At 35.2% G+C, this 18,550-nt stretch carries 17 protein-coding genes; 1 reads left to right on the forward strand and 16 read right to left on the reverse strand.

Translation table 11 applies throughout. The features are described from left to right. Positions 1–24: 24 nt before the first annotated feature. From accC to HOY35_RS07535, 10 genes are all read right to left on the reverse strand, one after another. On the reverse strand, positions 25–1,386 hold the full coding sequence (accC, locus tag HOY35_RS07490; RefSeq protein ID WP_172212148.1) for an acetyl-CoA carboxylase biotin carboxylase subunit: 1,362 nt from the start codon (positions 1,384–1,386) through the stop codon (positions 25–27). A 200-nt stretch (positions 1,387–1,586) separates the two neighbouring features. After that, complete coding sequence (gene fabZ, locus HOY35_RS07495; RefSeq protein ID WP_172212146.1) at positions 1,587–2,006, reverse strand: 3-hydroxyacyl-ACP dehydratase FabZ; 420 nt, start codon at positions 2,004–2,006, stop codon at positions 1,587–1,589. 28 nt (positions 2,007–2,034) lie between these two features. Next, positions 2,035–2,523, reverse strand: a complete 489-nt coding sequence (gene accB, locus HOY35_RS07500) for an acetyl-CoA carboxylase biotin carboxyl carrier protein (RefSeq protein WP_172212144.1) — start codon at positions 2,521–2,523, stop codon at positions 2,035–2,037. Between the two features lie 115 nt (positions 2,524–2,638). Further along, complete coding sequence (gene fabF / locus HOY35_RS07505) at positions 2,639–3,874, reverse strand: beta-ketoacyl-ACP synthase II (protein ID WP_172212142.1); 1,236 nt, start codon at positions 3,872–3,874, stop codon at positions 2,639–2,641. Between the two features lie 124 nt (positions 3,875–3,998). Further along, positions 3,999–4,736, reverse strand: coding sequence for a 3-oxoacyl-[acyl-carrier-protein] reductase (fabG, locus tag HOY35_RS07510; RefSeq protein WP_172212140.1), 738 nt, complete (start codon positions 4,734–4,736; stop codon positions 3,999–4,001). Then, complete coding sequence (gene fabD / locus HOY35_RS07515) at positions 4,737–5,666, reverse strand: ACP S-malonyltransferase (protein ID WP_172212138.1); 930 nt, start codon at positions 5,664–5,666, stop codon at positions 4,737–4,739. 25 nt (positions 5,667–5,691) lie between these two features. Beyond that, positions 5,692–6,648 (reverse strand): enoyl-[acyl-carrier-protein] reductase FabK, encoded by a 957-nt coding sequence (fabK, locus tag HOY35_RS07520; protein ID WP_172212136.1) that lies wholly within the window; start codon positions 6,646–6,648, stop codon positions 5,692–5,694. A 129-nt stretch (positions 6,649–6,777) separates the two neighbouring features. After that, positions 6,778–7,002: an acyl carrier protein gene (locus HOY35_RS07525; protein ID WP_172212127.1), complete on the reverse strand. Its 225-nt coding sequence runs from the start codon at positions 7,000–7,002 to the stop codon at positions 6,778–6,780. Positions 7,003–7,110: 108 nt separating this feature from the next. Beyond that, positions 7,111–8,085 carry a beta-ketoacyl-ACP synthase III gene (locus tag HOY35_RS07530; RefSeq protein ID WP_172212125.1) on the reverse strand — a complete coding sequence of 325 codons (975 nt, stop codon included), beginning with the start codon at positions 8,083–8,085 and terminating at the stop codon, positions 7,111–7,113. Further along, complete coding sequence (locus HOY35_RS07535; RefSeq protein WP_172212123.1) at positions 8,086–8,526, reverse strand: MarR family winged helix-turn-helix transcriptional regulator; 441 nt, start codon at positions 8,524–8,526, stop codon at positions 8,086–8,088. A gap of 419 nt (positions 8,527–8,945) precedes the next feature. Between HOY35_RS07535 and HOY35_RS07540 the strand changes: the two genes are divergently transcribed. Further along, a complete protein-coding gene (locus HOY35_RS07540; protein WP_172212121.1) occupies positions 8,946–10,007 on the forward strand; it encodes a nitronate monooxygenase family protein in 1,062 nt (353 codons plus the stop codon). A gap of 70 nt (positions 10,008–10,077) precedes the next feature. On the opposite strand, the gene HOY35_RS07545 is transcribed toward HOY35_RS07540, so the two are convergent. From HOY35_RS07545 to HOY35_RS07570, 6 genes are all read right to left on the reverse strand, one after another. After that, positions 10,078–11,880 carry an LTA synthase family protein gene (locus HOY35_RS07545; protein ID WP_172212119.1) on the reverse strand — a complete coding sequence of 601 codons (1,803 nt, stop codon included), beginning with the start codon at positions 11,878–11,880 and terminating at the stop codon, positions 10,078–10,080. An 826-nt stretch (positions 11,881–12,706) separates the two neighbouring features. Next, entirely contained in the window at positions 12,707–13,651 is a 945-nt protein-coding gene (locus HOY35_RS07550) for a glycosyltransferase family 2 protein (protein WP_172212117.1), read from the reverse strand. A 19-nt stretch (positions 13,652–13,670) separates the two neighbouring features. Next, a complete protein-coding gene (locus HOY35_RS07555) occupies positions 13,671–14,957 on the reverse strand; it encodes a DUF6056 family protein (protein WP_172212115.1) in 1,287 nt (428 codons plus the stop codon). A gap of 33 nt (positions 14,958–14,990) precedes the next feature. Next, positions 14,991–16,040, reverse strand: coding sequence for an acyltransferase family protein (locus tag HOY35_RS07560; RefSeq protein WP_172212113.1), 1,050 nt, complete (start codon positions 16,038–16,040; stop codon positions 14,991–14,993). Continuing rightward, positions 16,030–16,869, reverse strand: a complete 840-nt coding sequence (locus tag HOY35_RS07565) for an NAD(P)-dependent oxidoreductase (RefSeq protein ID WP_213173263.1) — start codon at positions 16,867–16,869, stop codon at positions 16,030–16,032. The genes HOY35_RS07560 and HOY35_RS07565 overlap by 11 nt, the downstream gene beginning before the upstream one ends. Next, positions 16,869–18,539 carry a glycosyltransferase gene (locus tag HOY35_RS07570; RefSeq protein WP_172212109.1) on the reverse strand — a complete coding sequence of 557 codons (1,671 nt, stop codon included), beginning with the start codon at positions 18,537–18,539 and terminating at the stop codon, positions 16,869–16,871. The genes HOY35_RS07565 and HOY35_RS07570 overlap by 1 nt, the downstream gene beginning before the upstream one ends. Between the last annotated feature and the right edge of the window lie 11 nt (positions 18,540–18,550).

Consider the following 18,550-nt stretch of genomic DNA (forward strand, 5'->3'; position numbering starts at 1 on the left):
GCCTCCCAATTTTTAAATAATTTCTCATTGATTCCAATTGGGTAAAAAATGCTCGGTCAAGAAAGCAGTGTCGTAATCCCCCGCAATCACGTTTGGATTGGCAATTAAATCTAATTGAAAATCAACATTCGTAATAATACCCTCAACCTCAAATTCTCCAAGCGCACGTTGCATTTTCATCAATGCTTCAAAACGATTTTTACCATGTACGATTACTTTGGCAACCATCGAATCATAGTAAGGGGGAATTGTATAGCCTTCATACATTGCTGAATCAACTCTGACACCGACACCACCACTCGGTAAAAAAAGTGATTGAATCGTACCAGGGCTTGGTGCGAAATTAAAGGCTGGATTTTCAGCATTAATTCTGCATTCAATTGCGTGACCATTAATTTGTATATCTGACTGAGTCAGCTCTAGTGGCTCACCAGCTGCAATATTGATTTGAGCTTTAACAATATCAACATTTGTCACAAATTCTGTCACAGGATGCTCAACCTGAACACGGGTATTCATTTCCATAAAGTAAAATTTTCCACTTACTTCATCCAGTAGAAATTCAATTGTACCTGCATTTTGATAGCCAACATGCTTAGCCGCTCGGACTGCTGCTTCACCAATTTTTGAGCGTAATGTTTGCCCAATGGCGATGCTTGGTGCTTCTTCCAAAACCTTTTGATTATTACGCTGTAATGAGCAATCACGTTCACCAAGATGAATGACATGCCCAAAAGAATCACCAAGAATCTGCACCTCAATATGTCGAGCTGGATAAACTACCTTCTCGATATACATGGCACCATTACCAAATGCTGCCTTGGCTTCCTCGCTAGCATTTTCAAATTGCGAAGGCAGCTCCTCTGGACTGGCAACCTTACGGATACCCTTCCCACCACCACCTGCTGATGCCTTTAACATTACCGGATAACCAATTGCTTTGGCAATCTCTATCGCGTCCTCAGCTGTATAAACCTCGCCATCACTGCCCGGAATTACAGGAACACCAGCTTCAATCATCTCTTTACGGGCGTTAATTTTATCGCCCATCAAATCCATCACTTCAGCACTCGGACCAATAAATGTAATATTCATTTCCTCACACATTCTTGCGAATTTTGAGTTTTCAGATAAAAAGCCAAAGCCCGGATGAATGGCTTCCGCATGAGTCACAATCGCTGCACTTAATATTTGCTTCATATCCAAATATGATTCACTCGCCTTAGCACTTCCAATACAAATCGCTTCATCAGCGAGATAAACATGAAGTGCTTCAGAATCCGCCTGAGAATAAACAGCAACCGTCTGAATACCAAGCTCTCTTGCTGCACGGATAATACGAACAGCAATTTCCCCTCGATTAGCGATTAATATTTTTTGAAACATAATTTCTCCTTTAATTTGAATGAAATTGAATGGGATATGCTAGTAAACAACTGTATTCAATATTTTTGGCGTTTTTTATTTCACTCAACTATAAGCCTCAAAGCTTATCTCTGAAGCTAAGATTTTTAAGATAAATAAACTTAACTAAAGCGATAAACTGCTTAAAGTCAAAAGTCCTTATCTTAACAGCTGCCTAATGCTTAGCCTATCATAAAGGTCAGTTCAGCCTCAGCAACCTTTTTACCATCAACATAAGCTATACCTTTTCCGATACCAGCAATCTTCTTCACCTTAATAATTTCAACTTCTAATTGGAGGGTATCACCAGGAACAACCTTTTGTCTGAATTTCGCCTTATCAATACCACCAAAATAAGCCGTTTTGCCTTTAAATTCATCTAGTGAAAGTAATGCGACAGCCCCAGCCTGAGCAAGGGCTTCAATAATTAAAACACCCGGCATGACAGGCTCTTCAGGAAAATGACCATTAAAGAACTCTTCGTTAGCGGTCACATTCTTTCTAGCAACTACTTTTTGACCGGGCTCAATACTTTCAACTCGATCTAATAATAAAAATGGGTAACGGTGTGGAATAATTGCTTTAATTTCATTAATATTCATTACGGCCTCACTTCAATCCAATAATTAATTATTTAATTCTAAATAGCGGTTGTCCAAATTCAACAACTGTTTCCGCATCAATAAGAACTTCAGAAATAACACCTGATTTGTCAGCTGGAATTTCATTCATTACTTTCATTGCTTCAACAATACAAAGCGTATCACCCTTATTTACTTGACTGCCAACTTCGACAAATTTTGCTTTGTCTGGTGCTGGTTGAAGATAAACCACACCAACTAGAGGACTAGACACTAAATCTCCCTCTGGCTCAACTGTTGATTCGACAATTGTTTCTTCAATAGAAACCTCTGTCACATCATTCAATACAGCCTCTTCAATACCATTTTGTTTATTCAACTGACTAGCAACCACTTGATTATTGGAATCGGGTGTTTTAGTATTAACAAATTCGTTTTTACTTAATACCAATTCAAAATCCCCTTGCTTTAAATGGATTTCTTTAATTGACGATTGATCAATTTTATCAATAATTTTATTTATTTCAGAAAAATTCAAGAATAAAGCCTCCCTATTATTCATCATAAAACACTAAATATTTTGCATTATTAATAAATAATTAAACATATAAATAATGTAGTTATTCATTATTAAGCACCTCTAATTTTTATGATTAGTCTTTAGCAGTCCAACGTTTTAATGCAATAACAGCATTATGTCCACCGAAGCCAAAAGTATTTGAAATCGCATAATCAAAGTGAGCTGCTTGTCCTTGACCATAGATGACATTTGCTTCAATGTCTTCACCTAATTCTTTAGTACCAGCAGTAACTGGAATAAAATCTTGACGAATTGCTTCTAAGGTGGCAATGGCTTCTACACCACCAGCACCACCGAGCAGGTGTCCTGTCATAGATTTTGTAGAAGAAACAGGCGTATCCTTGCCAAATAATTCAACGATAGCTTGGCTTTCACCCTTCTCATTCGCTTGTGTGCTCGTGCCATGTGCATTAACATAGCCAACCTGATTTGGTTCAATCCCTGCTTCCTCAAGCGCCAAGGCCATCGCCTTTTTCGCACCACTACCATCAGGACGAGGCGAGGTCATGTGGTAGGCATCACAGTTTGAGCCATAGCCAACAACCTCACCTAAGATTGTTGCACCTCGAGCTTGGGCATGTGCTAAGCTTTCTAAAACTAGAATACCGGCACCTTCACCCATCACGAAACCATTCCTATCCTTGTCAAATGGAATTGAAGCACGCGCAGGATCTTCTGTTGTTGATAAGGCAGTCAATGAATTAAAGCCTGCAATTCCGATTTCAGTAATTGAAGCTTCTGCACCACCAGCTAAAATAATATCTGAATACCCATGCTTAATATTTCTAAAGGCCTCGCCAATTGAATTAGTAGCTGAAGCACAAGCTGTTGTTACACACGTACAAATACCCTCTGCACCGACACGCATCGCAATGTTTCCTGCCGCCATGTTGACAATTGACATCGGTACAAATAACGGTTGAACACGGCGAGGTCCCTTAGTAACTAGGCGACCAACCTGCTCTTGAATCGTTTGCAGCCCACCAATACCTGAACCAACGATGACACCAAAGCGTTCCTTATTAACCTTGTCGGTATCGACTCCACTCATCGCTAGTGCCTCAAGTGCTGCATAAATACCAAATAACGAGAATAAATCCATTCGCTTTGCATCTTTCTTTTGAAAATACTTATCAAAGGGGAAATCCTTGACTTCTGCTGCATTATGCACACCAAATTCTGTTGTATCAAATTTTGTAATCTGAGCAATGCCTGATTTCCCAGCTTTTAATGCATTCCAAAATGTTTCCGCTGTACTTCCAATTGGTGAGGTGACACCATAACCCGTAATTACTACACGATTTGTCATTTTAATTCCTTTCAATCTCTTATCAATATTCAAAAATTAACCTGCAGCCATTCCAAGCAAATAGGCTTAACTCAAAAAGGTTATCCAAAATTAACCACTATTATTAATTGGTAATTGTTAATTATTAACCATTCATTGTCATACCGCCATCAATGGCGATGACTTGACCTGTTAAATACTCTTGCTCTGCCAAAAAGATTGCGATATCTGCAACCTCTTCAACTGTACCAAAACGCTTCATTGGTATTTGTGCAATAGAAGCTGTCTTTACCTTCTCTGATAAAACTTCAGTCATTTCAGTTTCAATAAAGCCTGGCGCAATGGCATTTACTCGTATATTTCGTCCAGCAACCTCTCGGGCAACAGATTTAGTGAATCCAATCGCACCAGCCTTACTCGCTGCATAATTCGCTTGACCAATATTACCAACTAGCCCAACAACTGAGCTTAAGTTGATAATCGCACCTTGACGCTGCTTACTCATTGCTTTTATCACTTGCTGAGTCATATTAAAAGTACCAGTTAAATTAATTTTCAAAACCTTTTCAAAATCTTCCGCAGTCATTTTCAGCATCAATTTGTCCGCAGTGACGCCTGCATTATTTACTAAAATATCCACTGATCCCAGCGCTTCAGTCGCTTCTGCTATCATTGCTGTACAAGAAGCAAAATCTGAAATATCACCACAAACAGAAATTGCTTTCACACCTAAGTCAGTAAATTCTTGAACCAATTCAGGACTAATTGCTGAACGACCATTAAGCACTACATTGGCACCACGCTTGGCGAAGGCCAAGGCAATGCCCTTTCCGATGCCGCGAGTTGATCCAGTAATAAAAACATTCTTTCCAGTTAATTCCATCTATTTTTCTCCTATGTCCAATAAGGTGTTTAGCGTTTCAATATTTTCGACACGATAAGTGTTCTGTGAGTTATCAATTTTCTTCATAAAACCTGTCAAGGTCTTACCTGGCCCGATTTCAATAAAGGTATCAAATCCTTTGATTATCAAAGTATTAATGGATTCGAAAAAGCGAACAGGTTCCATAACTTGGCGTGTCAATAAGGAGCTAATTTCATTAGTTTCAAAGAGCTGAGCAGTTGTATTACTAACAACAGGTAACTGCAAAGCCTGAAATTCAACTGCTGTTAATGCCTTCGCTAATTTTTCTGAAGCTGGCTTTAAGAGTGCTGTATGAAAAGGACCCGATACATTTAGTTCTATCAAACGCTTGCTACCTGCAGCTTTCAATAATTCAACTGCATAATCTACCGCTGACACCTCACCACCAATAACAATCTGCTGTGGTGTATTATAATTCGCTGGTGCAACAATTCCTCTTTCACTCGCCTGTTCACAAATTGTCTCAATTGTATCAATCGGGGTATTCATCACTGCCACCATCTTACCTGTACCTGCCGGCGCTGCTTCAGACATATATTGTCCGCGCTTAGCAATTAAAGCAACAGCAGCCTGAAATTCAATAGCGCCGCCAATCACCAAAGCTGCATATTCACCTAGAGATAAACCAAGCGCTGCTTCAGGTCGAATCCCCTTTTCAATTAAGAGACGAGCAATTGCCACATCTACCGTTAAAATAGCTGGCTGTGTATATTGTGTTTCATTTAATTTAGGATTTTCCGAAAAAATTAAGGCTTCAAGTTCATAGCCTATCACCTGATTTGCCTCGGCAAATGTTTCACGAACAATTGGAAATTGCTCATATAAATCCTTTGCCATACCAGTATATTGTGCACCTTGGCCAGCAAACATAAAAACAGTCTTACTCATTGTCCCTCCCATAGGATTATCTCACTTAGTCCTCAAACCGCTGTGCTGTTTTCAAGGTTGCTTGAAAGCCGGCATAAATATCTTCAACAATTTCTGAGACAGTTTCTTCTTTATGAATTAAGCCGGCAATTTGTCCTGACATAACAGAACCGTTGTCCATATCACCATCAACAACAGCAGCACGCAATGCGCCCTTCCCCAATTCTTCAAAAATTTCTAAATCCGGATTTTCGACCCTTAACGCTGCGATTTCAGCTTTTTCAAATTCACGCGTTAATTTATTTTTTAAAGCACGTACTGGATGACCGAAATGAACACTTGAAATAACCGTATCAATATCACGCGCTTTAATGACCTTATCTTTATAATTTTGATGAACATTCGTTTCTTTAGCAACTACAAAACGAGTGCCCACCTGCACACCTTCTGCGCCTAGCATGAAAGCAGCAGCCATGCCACGACCATCACCGACACCACCTGCACCAATGACAGGAATTTCTAATGCATCAACAATTTGTGGTAGACCAGCCATGGTTGTTGTCTTTCCGACATGTCCACCAGCCTCCATACCTTCAAAAACAACAGCATCCGCACCAATACGCTCCATTTTTTTTGCGATAGCAACTGAAGGTACGACTGGGATCACTTTAATGCCTGCTGCTTTAAAGCGTGGCATATGCTTCGTTGGATTACCAGCACCTGTTGTAATTACCTTAACACCCTCTTCAATCACTGCATCGACAATATCCTCTGCGAAGGGTGAAAGTAGCATTATATTTACCGCAAATGGTTTATCAGTAATTTTTTTTACTTTTCTAATTTGTTCAACAACGACCTCTTTGGGTGCATTACCACCCGCAATAATCCCTAATCCACCTGCATTACTGACCGCACCTGCTAAATCAGCATCGGCAATCCAGGCCATTGCACCTTGAAAAATAGGGTATTTAATCTCTAATAATTCCGTTACTCGATTTTTCATCTTTCAGTTCACATTCCTTTTTTAAATTAATTGGAGTTTTTAAAAAATTATGGAAATAGAACAATTCTATTTCCATAATCACATAAATTGTTTTGATGATAGTGAAGAACACTGCCATCAATATACGACTTAGGCTAATTTAGCTTCAACAAACTTCACTAAATCCTCAACAGTATTCAAGCCTTCTTCTGACTCGATTTGAACATCGAATTCATCTTCGATTTCATTAATAATTTGGAATAAATCCAAAGAATCTGCTTCTAAATCTTCAAAAGAAGTTTTTAAAGTTACTTCTTCTTTTTCCTTACCTAATTCTTCAACGATAATATCTTGCACCTTGTCAAAAACTGCCATTTATATGTCCTCCAAAAATATAAATTAATCCCGATTTCATTATGAAACCTCGATAAGGTAAATATTTAAACCTAGTATACTAGGTTTACGACCTAAATTAAACTAATATCATAACTTAATAATCAAGCTACCCCATGTTAATCCCCCGCCAAAGCCAGTCAACAGAACATTCTGTCCGCTACCAAAGCTCAATGTGCCTTTATCAATCGCTTCTGATAAAAGGATTGGAATCGAGGCTGCTGAGGTATTACCGTAATTCTCCAAATTAACCAAAAACTTTGCTGGATCGACCTTCAATTTCCTTGGCCACTTGTCGATAATACGCACGTTAGCTTGGTGAGGTAAATAATAATCTATCTCATCGGCTTCAATACCCGCCAGTTCTAGCGTAGCCAGAATATTTTGTGGTACCTCACGCACAGCAAAATCAAAAACAGAACGACCATCCATTGTTAGCTTTTCATTTGCTTTAAATTCTTTAGAATAAGGTGATTTTGGATAAAATGTTTTTGCAGTTAATGCTAAGCCTCGAATTCCATCAGATTGTAATTTTTCAGCCAAAAAATGTTGCTGATTATCGGCTTCTAATAACACACCACCTGCACCATCACCAAAGAGTACCGCCGTTGAACGATCATCCCAATCTAGTGTTTTACTATGTGTTTCAGCACCGATAACTATTCCTTTTTTATATCGCCCGCTTGCAATTAATTTTTCGCCTAGCGACAAAGCGTAGATAAAGCCTGAGCAAGCAGCTTGCATATCAAAAGCAAAAGCATTCACTAGACCTGTTTTACCCTGCGTAATCGTCGCTGTGGTTGGCATTAATGAGTCTGGTGAGATGGTTGCAATGATTAAAAAATCAATTGCTTCTGGTAAATCGCCCGATTTTTTTAAAAGCGATTGAACAATATTAATGCACAAATCAGAGGTATTTTCATCATAGGTAATATGGCGAGATTTTATACCAGTTCTAGAAGAAATCCATTCATCATTTGTATCCATAATGGCCGCCAAATCATCATTTGTAACTACTTGTGCTGGCGCATAATGTGCAACTTGCGTAATCTTTGCAAAATTCATTTACTTTAACTCCCCAAGAAATTGATGTAAATTTTCTAAACCCTTTGTAATTGCCCCTTGTTCAACCTCATCTAACCCATCCATAATATTTTTTACCATTTCACGATGAAATCTATCATGCAACCGATAAAGAAGCTTCCCCTGCTTTGTCAAATGAAGTCGAACAACACGGCGATCACTCTCCGAACGTATTCTTTCAACATAACCCTTTTTAACCAAATTATTAACAGAAACTGTTAAAGTTCCCATCGTGATTGAAAGCTCTTTAGCAACCTCCGATGAAGTCTTCATACGATTTAAGCCAATACAATCAATCGTATGCATTTCTTTAATCGTTAAATCATTAAAACGAGATTTTCTAAGCTCTCGTTCTTCGACAATTAAAACATCATTGAAAATTTTGACGAGATATTCATTTACCTTTGAAAAGTTAACTTCCAACAATGCCACCTCTTAATTAATCTATTTTTATTCAAAAATTATTTTAATATACAAATAATTTGATATTCAAAACATTTATTTTGACTATCAAAGTATATCAATTTATCAAAAAAAAGCAAGGCTTAACTTAAAATTTTTTTAATGTCTTGAATTTATATAAAGCCTTAAGCAATGAAAAGAGTATTGTAAAGCCGTCTAACTAAACATTCATGAGTCGATGCTTGATTTTATCCAACCGTTTTTCAGATTTATTGATTGACAATTATTTTAATTCAGTCTATCCTTTAAAAAGATTAATTCAATCGCTAAAATACTTTGAGTATCAAAGTATTTGATTATTAATCTATTTTCATTAGCAAATGAAATTACTAATAAGGCAAGTGTTTTTTTAATTTTTTGCTTTAAGTAAAGGAGAAAATATGAAGTTAGAACCTTTAAAAATTGGAGATTTGGTTGCCAAAATTCCAGTCATTCAAGGTGGTATGGGTATCGGAATTTCACTACACAATTTAGCAGGTAATGTCGCTAAGGAAGGTGGTATCGGTATTCTTTCTGTTGCACAAATCGGTTATCAAAACAAAGAAAAATTTGAAAAAAGTCCACTCAGAACTAATCTTGAAGCAATTGGAGAGCAGTTCAAAAAGGCAAAAGCAATCGCCAAGGATGGTATCGTGGGCTTTAATGTGATGGTTGCTCAATTCCATTATGATAAATATATTAAAAAATGTGTTGAAGCCGGCGCAGATGTGATTATTTCTGGAGCAGGGCTACCAGTTGACTTACCTAAATTTGTCGGTGACAGCAAGACTAAAATTGCACCCATTGTTTCCAGTGCAAAAGCTGCAAAAGTTATTTTAAGAACTTGGGCAAAAAGATATAATCGCACTGCCGATTTTGTGGTCATTGAAGGGCCTAAGGCAGGTGGTCATCTTGGCTTCAAGAAGGATCAAATTGAAGCTGCAATTGATAAAATGGATGAAGAAGTCACTGAAATTATCGAAATCGTTAAAAAATATGGCTCAGATTTTAATGTTCATGTACCCGTTGTCTTTGCTGGCGGTGTCTTTACGCGTGAAGATATCGATCACTACCTAGCACTCGGCTGTGAGGGTGTTCAGATGGCAACAAGATTTGTTGGAACAGTGGAATGTGATGCACCAGATGATTTTAAAAACAAATACTTGAATGCCAAAAAAGAAGATATTCAAATTACTAAATCACCAGTCGGTTTACCTGGTCGAGCCATTAAAAATAGCTTCATTGAGCGCATCAATCGTGAAGATATTCCAATTGAAAAATGTCGGGCTTGCCTTAGCTTCAAGCATTGTGACCGTAAAACAATTCCATACTGTATTTCAGAGGCTCTGCTTCATTCCGTTGAAGGTAATGCAGAGAATGGCTTAGTATTTGCTGGGGCAAATGCTTACCGAGTTAATGAGATTACAACCGTTAAAGCCATTTTGGAAGAATTGAATCAATAAAAAAACAGGATGTCACAAGATCAGAATTTGATCTTGGGGACATCCTATTTTTAATATAAATTTTTTATCGCTATGGTGCTGTTAGAATATTATTATTATAAAAAACTGATCTTTTTTCCAATTCGTCCGTAACTGTTTTCAATGAATTTTGCTCAATCAATGTTGGCTCACCAGAAAATAAATTTGTACCTAAACCAAGTCGATTACCTTCAATTTCAACACCTAGACTTGCTAAAGTAGTTGGAAAAGTATCTAAATTGGAGTAAAGCCGATTTTTTGCATAATCTGTTTGAATTGAAGAATTGATATAAAGATTAAAAACGGTTCTAGTACTGGTATCAGGAACTGACTTGCTATATTTTTGATCCATGGTTAAATGATCACCAGACAGAACAATAGTAGTATTTTCATACCATGGCTGTGTTTGGCACCAGGCAATAAATTCAGCAATCATTGTACTAGAGTATGCAATCACATTTTTATACTGCATATCTTCTGAAACGGGTGTTTGATTTGGGTAGACATAGCCATCTGGAAAATGAGTGTCAGAGGTCAAAAGATTTAAATTAAGCGGCTGGACAGAAAAATCATAGCTATTTAAGTATGCTTGGGCAAACTCAAATAATTTTTGATCTTCAAACCCCCAATTTTCAGCATAGTCTTTTGGTAACATGCCACTTACTAATGCAAAATTCCAATCAATAATTTCATAATTACCATGTGAGGTTAAATATGACTTGCGACCACCAAAGCGTGAATCAGAGCCCATGATAAACTGATTTTTATACCCATTCTCTTGCAAGACATCGCCGAGCGAAACAATCCCCGGCAAAAAATTATTTTGAATATGCTCACTGTCCTCCAGATTATTCATGCCAGAAATAACAGATTTTAGCGGCATCCCAGAAGACTGCGCAACCATTGCCGAAGCTGTATAATCCATACCCGGTAATTGAAGTGCGCCACCAATTAAATCTGTATTGGAAAAATTTATCGCTCCACTATTAGTTAGGTCAGTAAGTGGTTCTATTAAGTTAGTGTCCTCAATACCGCCATTCTCGATACTGGTATAAGTCCCTTCTAATGATTCAACAAAAATATAAATCAAATTTCTTTTTTGCTCAGGAAAACTAATATTGACTTGCCTTGAATCAACATAATTATCTTCAATGAAGGTAGATGTGGCAAAATAATTTGTAATTTTCTCCACTCCAAAAGCTCTAACTGCGCCTGTTGTTGCAATTATTAATAACAGCAAGGGGGACAAGGCCTGCATATAATAGAGTAACCGCTTTGGTTTTATAAATTTTGATAAAAATATTTCTAATGAATAGGTAACTATACTTGTGCATAAAGTAAAAAAGCAAATCGGAATTAAGATTGTATCTAAATAATTAAATACCATCTGAGTATCTGTACCCTCTAAGCTTCTAATGCTATAGAGTAGTTGTTCAATTGAAACATCCCCAAATTTTTCACCAACCCAAATTGCACTTGTATAGATAATTAACGATAAAAAGATAATAAAATTAAAAAAGAAAATAAATAATTTGCTCTTAAAGGGCAGTTTACGCTTTATACTATGCTTATATTCTGGCATGAATAGTATTAGCCTCTTAATTAAGCTTATAACCATCAGCAATATCAGCACTGTCAGTAGATAGTTTACATTTGCCGAAGCAACCTCTAACGATAAAGAATAACCGTACAAATAGACTGATAAAAAAGAGGCTATAATCGTAATTGAAACGCTTAAGTAGATAGCGCTTACTAAATTATGAATAATAGAAATTTCACGTCTATATTGACGGGTAATAAACAATATTAATGATAATATAAAACCGGTAGTCAAAATCATTTGATATAAAACCATTCCAACTTCTCCATTCAATTTCTTCTAAATCAAATACCTGCAAAGAAGATTATAACAAATTTCACATGATGAAAACAAATAATTAACATTTTCTTAATTTTTTTTTAAAAAAGACTCTGCAATAAATTGGATTGATGAATATTTCGCTCAATTTTATTGGTCTAAAAATGATAAGCAAGACGTATCATCCTAAAATGAATTCGCACTTCTATTTGTGAATCATCCAATATTTCCGCAAAACAATTCCATTTTCCAAATAAAGCAACATATGACACGTGATTTTGGGCTTCTTTCTCAGAAACAATACCGTTTTCACAATAAAACTGCAACATACGAAGCAGACTTGAACAACGCAAAAGGAGATTGGACAAAGGACGTTTAACGGCGTAAAAAAAGGTGCTTTCTATCTCTGATTAAAGCTGTGAAAAATAGACGAGTCATTCATTTATTCAGTCCGACGTTTTCTGTCTGACCGGATGACGTATCTATTTGAACAGTTTTGAGAGAGATAGCCTGTTAATACGAGCCGTTTACGCTTTTTAGACAATATTCGGAAATTTGTCTATTTTCCTATAGCATTTAAGCTGTCACTTCAGCGACTTACAAAAAAGCTAGTGGCAATGCACCTTAGCAGACTTTTTGCTTAGGCATTGACTAGTCTTTGTCGCATTGTCCCCCGTAAATTGCGAACAATACAAAAGGGCTAGAATTTTGATTCCAAACCCAAACATTTATCTCGAACATTTTAGTCTAATTTAAAAATGAGCTAAAAAAATACAGCTACTCTGGCAGCAGCTGTACGTCAACTTAAAGCTAAACGATTAAATTAGTTTTTCTTTGAATATTTATCAATATTAGATTCTTTAATAATATAATTTGGTCGCTTCTTTACTTCTAAAAATATTTTTCCGATATATTTACCTACAATTCCTAAGCTGAAAAGCTGAAGACCGCCTAAAAATAAGATGATACAAACCAAAGAAGGCCATCCGGGAACCGGATTTTGAGTAATTAAATTAGAAATAAAAAAATATAGCATTGCGACAGCCGAAATAACACAGCTAGTAATACCAACAAAAGTAGCAATCGTCAATGGGGCTTCAGAAAAATTAATAATGCCTTCAATTGAATATTTTAACAATGACCAGAAATTCCAAGAGGTTTCTCCAGCCGAACGCTCACGATTTTTAAAAGAAATATAATAAGTATCAAATCCAACCCAGCTAAAGATTCCCTTTGAAAATCGATTGACTTCATTCAATTCTAGAATTGCATCAACAACTTGACGTGTCATCAGTCTAAAATCGCGCGCCCCATCCACCATCTCTGTATCGGAAATCCGGTTGATTAGCTGATAGAATTTTTTGGCAAAAAAAGAGCGAATTTTGGGCTCTCCTGTCCGATCAGCACGTCTAGTACCAACAATATCATAGCCTTCTTGAATTTTTTGATACATCTCAGGCAATAGCTCAGGTGGATCCTGTAAATCAACATCCATTACAGTCACATAGTCGCCCTTAGCAAGCTTTATTCCAGCTAAGAGCGCTGCTTCTTTACCGAAATTTCTTGAAAAAGAGATATATTTAACATTTGAATACTTCTTAGCAATGTCACGAAGAACTTTTAAAGTGTCGTCTTTTGAACCATCATTAACAAAAAGATACTCATAATCTAAATCCATTCCTGATTCAATTTTCTTCATTTCTGAGATATAAATCCCAATTGCTGCTTCTTCATTGTAGCAAGGGATGACAACTGAAAGTTTTTTCATAATAATGCTCCGTTCCAAATCATTTTATAACCACATCTTGTGGAATGCCATAATAGTCTTTATAACTTGTTGACCAACTTGAACCAATCAACGGGCCATTTGCTGTACAATAATAATACTGTGCATATTGTGGTCTAATTCCAGAATAATTAATATCTGATTTACTCGTAATTGCATTCTGATTGGCTTGATTAATGCGCCTATTCCAACCTGCCATGTCTACAAAAAAGAGCGTTGGAAAAATCATGCTAATAATTAATAGGGCAACTAGTGATACGTTAATAATTTTAGCGTTATCAAAATTATCTTCAATTTTTCCAAAACATAACATTGCAATAATTATTAATATCATAAAGCTTGGAAATAAAACACGTGGATTTATTAAATTGATATTTAAAACAATAAATTGATACGTTGGGCACAACACAATTACAACGCCTTGTAATGCTAATAAAATATAATACCACTTATTTTTTTCAAAATCATATTTAGGTAAAACGATTGCTAGAAAAGCAGTTAAAATAACAAAAAACAATATCCAAAAAAAGACATTTTCATGAAAAAACAAACTTACAATTTTCAAGTGAACTTGATACGCATTATCTAATAATTCACCCAAATTGTGAAATATTGATACACTATAACCACTATTATTATTACTGAATCTTTCAGAATTCAATATCATAATCATAAATGAAATAATAGAAGTTAAGAACGCAATCAACCCATATAGAATTTCTTTCTTTTTAGAAAACAAATTTAAAATCAATTCTGTAAATAAATAGATAATCATCGTTATCGATAAATTTTCTAAAAAAAAGGTAGAAGCAAAAATACAGATTAAACTAATGGCCTTTAACTGCAAATTATTATTTTTATTGTTATTATCATTTTTTAATTTTATATTAATAATTACAACTGGTAACACAAATACAAAGGGTAGTAAATAATTAACAAAACCTGAAGTCCATAAAAATGATTCATATACTATCTTCATATTCATTAATAAAAACAATACATTAAAAACGATAATTCTTGATAATTTTACTTTTCCAGTCAACATACAAACAAAAAAACAAATCAAGGTTAAAATAAAACTCTTAAAAATTCCAACTATAATTTGATTATGTGTTGCATTTAAAATAACAGAAAAAAAGTTACCTATGAAACGACCACCATAACTAATTCCAGAACCACCATATGCCCAATTCCAATCATCAATGTAAAAAGGACTCTGACTGGCAATTATTGACCAAATAATAAACATCACTATTAAGCCAAATGGAGCTATTTTTTTCGATATCATTATATTGTAATTCCTTTCATTCTCAGCAAAAATTTATCCTGTTTGTTTTTTAAACAATTGAAAAAGTGAAATATTAAGTTTATATAAGGCCCAACTACAGAAAAAAATAACTGGTAAAATCATAAAAAACAAGATATAGCTTTGTTTAATACTAATTATTTGAATATCAAAATGTTTCACTAATTGATTTGTAATATAATGATGAGTCAGAAAAATTGCATATGAATATTTACAAATCAAATTCACAACATTACGACATAAAGTCTGATTAACATATTTTGCAACTAAAATCGCAATAAAAAAACAAGCAATACTAATATATATCATTTGAATTTTACTATTGATTATTGTTTGATCAATAAACGAATTTAGAACTAATATGGTTAAACTAGGTATTAACAGCCATAATCGTTTGAAATTCTCAATATGCTTTTGAATAAGCATACCAGCAATAAAAATTGGTACATAACCAATCGTTAATTGTAAAAAATGCCAATTTGTACTGACAGTTTGTACTGGTATATTTACAATAATTTCAATAATAACAGCAATTGCTAATGAAAATAGACTACTACTCGCCACAAGCCACTTGATTATTGGAAATAATAAATAAATTACAATGATCATACCAATAAACCATTCGCCAACAAGCATAAAATTCGGAAGCCCTAACGTGGCAAATAAAGAATCAAATCCTAGAATCGTACTAATAAAATATTTCAACGAGACGCCAGCAGCAGTAAAACCTCTATTTAGCCAAAATTGAAATAGAAAAGCGGACAAGTAAGCAATATAGAACATCGGTAAAATGGACAATAACCGTTTCTTGATAAATTTAAAATAGTTTAGTTTTCGTCCACCATAAACATGCCACATTGCAGCACCAGAAATCAGCATAAACAGACCAACACCTAAATCACCTATATAAATACCAAAAGGATATTCAAAAAAAACAATTTTTTCTAGTTGAGCTGGACCATTATAACCTATAAAATTAGCATTATAATGGCATAACACTATTAGCAATACAGCGATTGCTCGGATTAAATCCAAATAAAAAATACGCTGATGTTTACTTGCCATCTACTTCACCCATAATTTGTTGAATCTTAGTCGCATCGCCCCAGATTGCTGGACTATCATAAGGACGATCAGGGAAAGCCCCATACTCAAGCTTGATATCCCAGTGATGTACTTTAATATACCATTCAATTTGTTCTGCCAAGGATTTTGGATTACCCGTACTGACATTTATAACTCCAGTTATTTTATCTTGTGTAGACGCTGCAACAATCATTTTACCTAATTCTTGCACGGAAATAAAATCGAACTTGTTCTTGCCGGTTGTAAACGGGAAGGTCTTTTTACCCTCATCAGCTGCTAAAGTTAATTTAGCGAAAATAGAACTACCAACTCGATCATCACCAAATATATAATAGGCACGTAGCCAGTATAAATTAAAATTTAGCTCCTTCGCCGCTAATAATAAGGATTGGCGCATCGCATTTTTAGCAACACCGTACTGTGAGAGCGGATTACAAGGTGTATTTTCGTCAATTGCCCCTTCATGATAGCCAATTTCATGCATACTTCCCATAACAGCAACATTTTTTCCGCCATGCTTAACATAGTTACGAATAAATTGCACATGGTCAGAGAGATTTTTCATATGCTGCTCTGAATTATGAATAAATCCATCTCGCCATGCCAAATGAATTAAGACATCGGGTTTAGCCATTAATTGAAATACATTGCTTTTATGATCAAAAATATCAATTTCTATTCTTTTAGCTTCATTTGGAACATTTTTAAAGTCTATATCAATTGCATAAACTTCATGTCCAGCCTTAATTGCGGCATTTACAACATGACGACCAATATAGCCATTTGCACCTGTAATTGCAACTTTCATCATTCACCTCGTATAAATTTTCTCTCAATTTTTAGAAAATTGGCATTAACATATAAGTCTTGAAAATTTTCAAACTCTTTATAAATACCATATGATTTTGGAATCAAATCAAATTGATTGGTTCTAATTTGGACATCACTAATAAACAGATTATGTAAGCCTTTACGATTGATCTGCAAAGAATTAATTAAAGCATTAGTCTGGTTATGGTATAGCGCCTTACTCACCATATAGCAGCTTGGATTAACACCACTAATATAATGATGAGTACTTAAATAAATATGTTCTGATAATGTCCTAAGTCCAAGGGTATCAAATCCATTTAATAAATTCAAGATTTCACCTTTATCTGTTACAACAATCCCCACACTTTTAACCTCATTAATGGCTTCACCAACTAATCTAGGCATTACATAGGCGATTTCCTCACGTTGAGCTTGACCCAGTAGCTTTTCAATCCAATCAAAAGTCAAAATTTCTAATTGACTACTCACTACCAAAACATATTCACCATTAATTGACTCACTAATATTTTCATGCTTTACTGTAAAGGCGCGCAAAATCTCAAGACTGGCCTCTCGTTTGGAATCTAAAATAATTTCATAATTAAAATAAGAAGTTTTTATGAATATCGAATTCAATAGTCGCTCTAAATTCGCTATATTTCCTTCATCTTTAATAACAATGCTCACTAATGGAAAATTATCTTGAATAGGATATTGAAATAACCATTGACCAATTGATTCATAATTTTCATAAATTTTAACACCTTTAGCATCTTTATTTGCTAAATCTTTACGAAGTAGATTTCTCTGTGCTTCTGGCACATAAGGCTTCGTCCCTGTTGACATGGCAGTCGAATTACTATGCACTCGCCATGAATAAATCACTTTGTTAATATGATAAATTTCTGTAAGTGCCAGATGATCCGTTAAACGCATCACAAATTCCCAATCTTGAGCGCCATTATAGCCTTTATCTTCACCACCAAGCTCAGAAAGTAATTCTTTTTTAAAAACAACAAAATGAGTAATCATATTCATACATCTTAAAAAATCCGGATTAAACTCTGGTTTAAGATAGGGATCAAAATGATGGTTGCCATGTTCATCAATTTTATCCTCATCTGAATAAATAAAGCATAGCTGTGGATATTGATTAATTACAAGTACATTTTCAAAAAGGGCATTTGGATAAAGATAATCATCGTGGTCAAAAAGTGCGATATAGTCACCAGTAGCCACTTCAAAACCGCGATTAGTGGCCCCGGCAATATGATGATTGGTAGATAAAAATTCTGTAACGATTCTTGTATCTTTACGCGCATATTCATTAATTTTATCACGAACAGCAGCATTTGGAGAACAATCATCAACAATAACTAGCTCCCAATTTTCATAAGCCTGTGCATGAACAGATTCGATTGCCTCCACTAGCATTCCTAAATCTGTGTTGTAGGTAGGCATAATAATAGAAATTAGTGGCTGATAAACAAATGCTTCCGCTTTTTTTCTCATCGCTGCTAATTCTGAATTTGAAGGCATCATTTCCGACAGCATCGTTTGCTGTAATTTTTCCATCGGATTAATCGCATAAGCTCTTCTAAACTTCTGATACTGGCGTTTAATAATCGGGTACTTAGATAAATGACGCTTTAAAATTTTTTTCATTATACATCCTC

Source organism: Enterococcus sp. MMGLQ5-1, assembly GCF_013155265.1.
In the GTDB taxonomy this organism is placed as follows: Bacteria; Bacillota; Bacilli; order Lactobacillales; family Streptococcaceae; genus MMGLQ5-1.

What these genes read in the sequence shown, in the direction of transcription:
- accC (WP_172212148.1), bottom strand. Translation starts at nt 1,386, where the DNA reads ATGTTTCAAAAAATATTAATCGCTAATCGAGGGGAAATTGCTGTTCGT.
- fabZ (WP_172212146.1), bottom strand. Translation starts at nt 2,006, where the DNA reads ATGAATATTAATGAAATTAAAGCAATTATTCCACACCGTTACCCATTT.
- fabF (WP_172212142.1), bottom strand. Translation starts at nt 3,874, where the DNA reads ATGACAAATCGTGTAGTAATTACGGGTTATGGTGTCACCTCACCAATT.
- fabG (WP_172212140.1), bottom strand. Translation starts at nt 4,736, where the DNA reads ATGGAATTAACTGGAAAGAATGTTTTTATTACTGGATCAACTCGCGGC.
- fabD (WP_172212138.1), bottom strand. Translation starts at nt 5,666, where the DNA reads ATGAGTAAGACTGTTTTTATGTTTGCTGGCCAAGGTGCACAATATACT.
- fabK (WP_172212136.1), bottom strand. Translation starts at nt 6,648, where the DNA reads ATGAAAAATCGAGTAACGGAATTATTAGAGATTAAATACCCTATTTTT.
- HOY35_RS07525 (WP_172212127.1), bottom strand. Translation starts at nt 7,002, where the DNA reads ATGGCAGTTTTTGACAAGGTGCAAGATATTATCGTTGAAGAATTAGGT.
- HOY35_RS07530 (WP_172212125.1), bottom strand. Translation starts at nt 8,085, where the DNA reads ATGAATTTTGCAAAGATTACGCAAGTTGCACATTATGCGCCAGCACAA.
- HOY35_RS07540 (WP_172212121.1), top strand. Translation starts at nt 8,946, where the DNA reads ATGAAGTTAGAACCTTTAAAAATTGGAGATTTGGTTGCCAAAATTCCA.
- HOY35_RS07545 (WP_172212119.1), bottom strand. Translation starts at nt 11,880, where the DNA reads ATGGTTTTATATCAAATGATTTTGACTACCGGTTTTATATTATCATTA.
- HOY35_RS07550 (WP_172212117.1), bottom strand. Translation starts at nt 13,651, where the DNA reads ATGAAAAAACTTTCAGTTGTCATCCCTTGCTACAATGAAGAAGCAGCA.
- HOY35_RS07555 (WP_172212115.1), bottom strand. Translation starts at nt 14,957, where the DNA reads ATGATATCGAAAAAAATAGCTCCATTTGGCTTAATAGTGATGTTTATT.
- HOY35_RS07560 (WP_172212113.1), bottom strand. Translation starts at nt 16,040, where the DNA reads ATGGCAAGTAAACATCAGCGTATTTTTTATTTGGATTTAATCCGAGCA.
- HOY35_RS07565 (WP_213173263.1), bottom strand. Translation starts at nt 16,869, where the DNA reads ATGAAAGTTGCAATTACAGGTGCAAATGGCTATATTGGTCGTCATGTT.
- HOY35_RS07570 (WP_172212109.1), bottom strand. Translation starts at nt 18,539, where the DNA reads ATGAAAAAAATTTTAAAGCGTCATTTATCTAAGTACCCGATTATTAAA.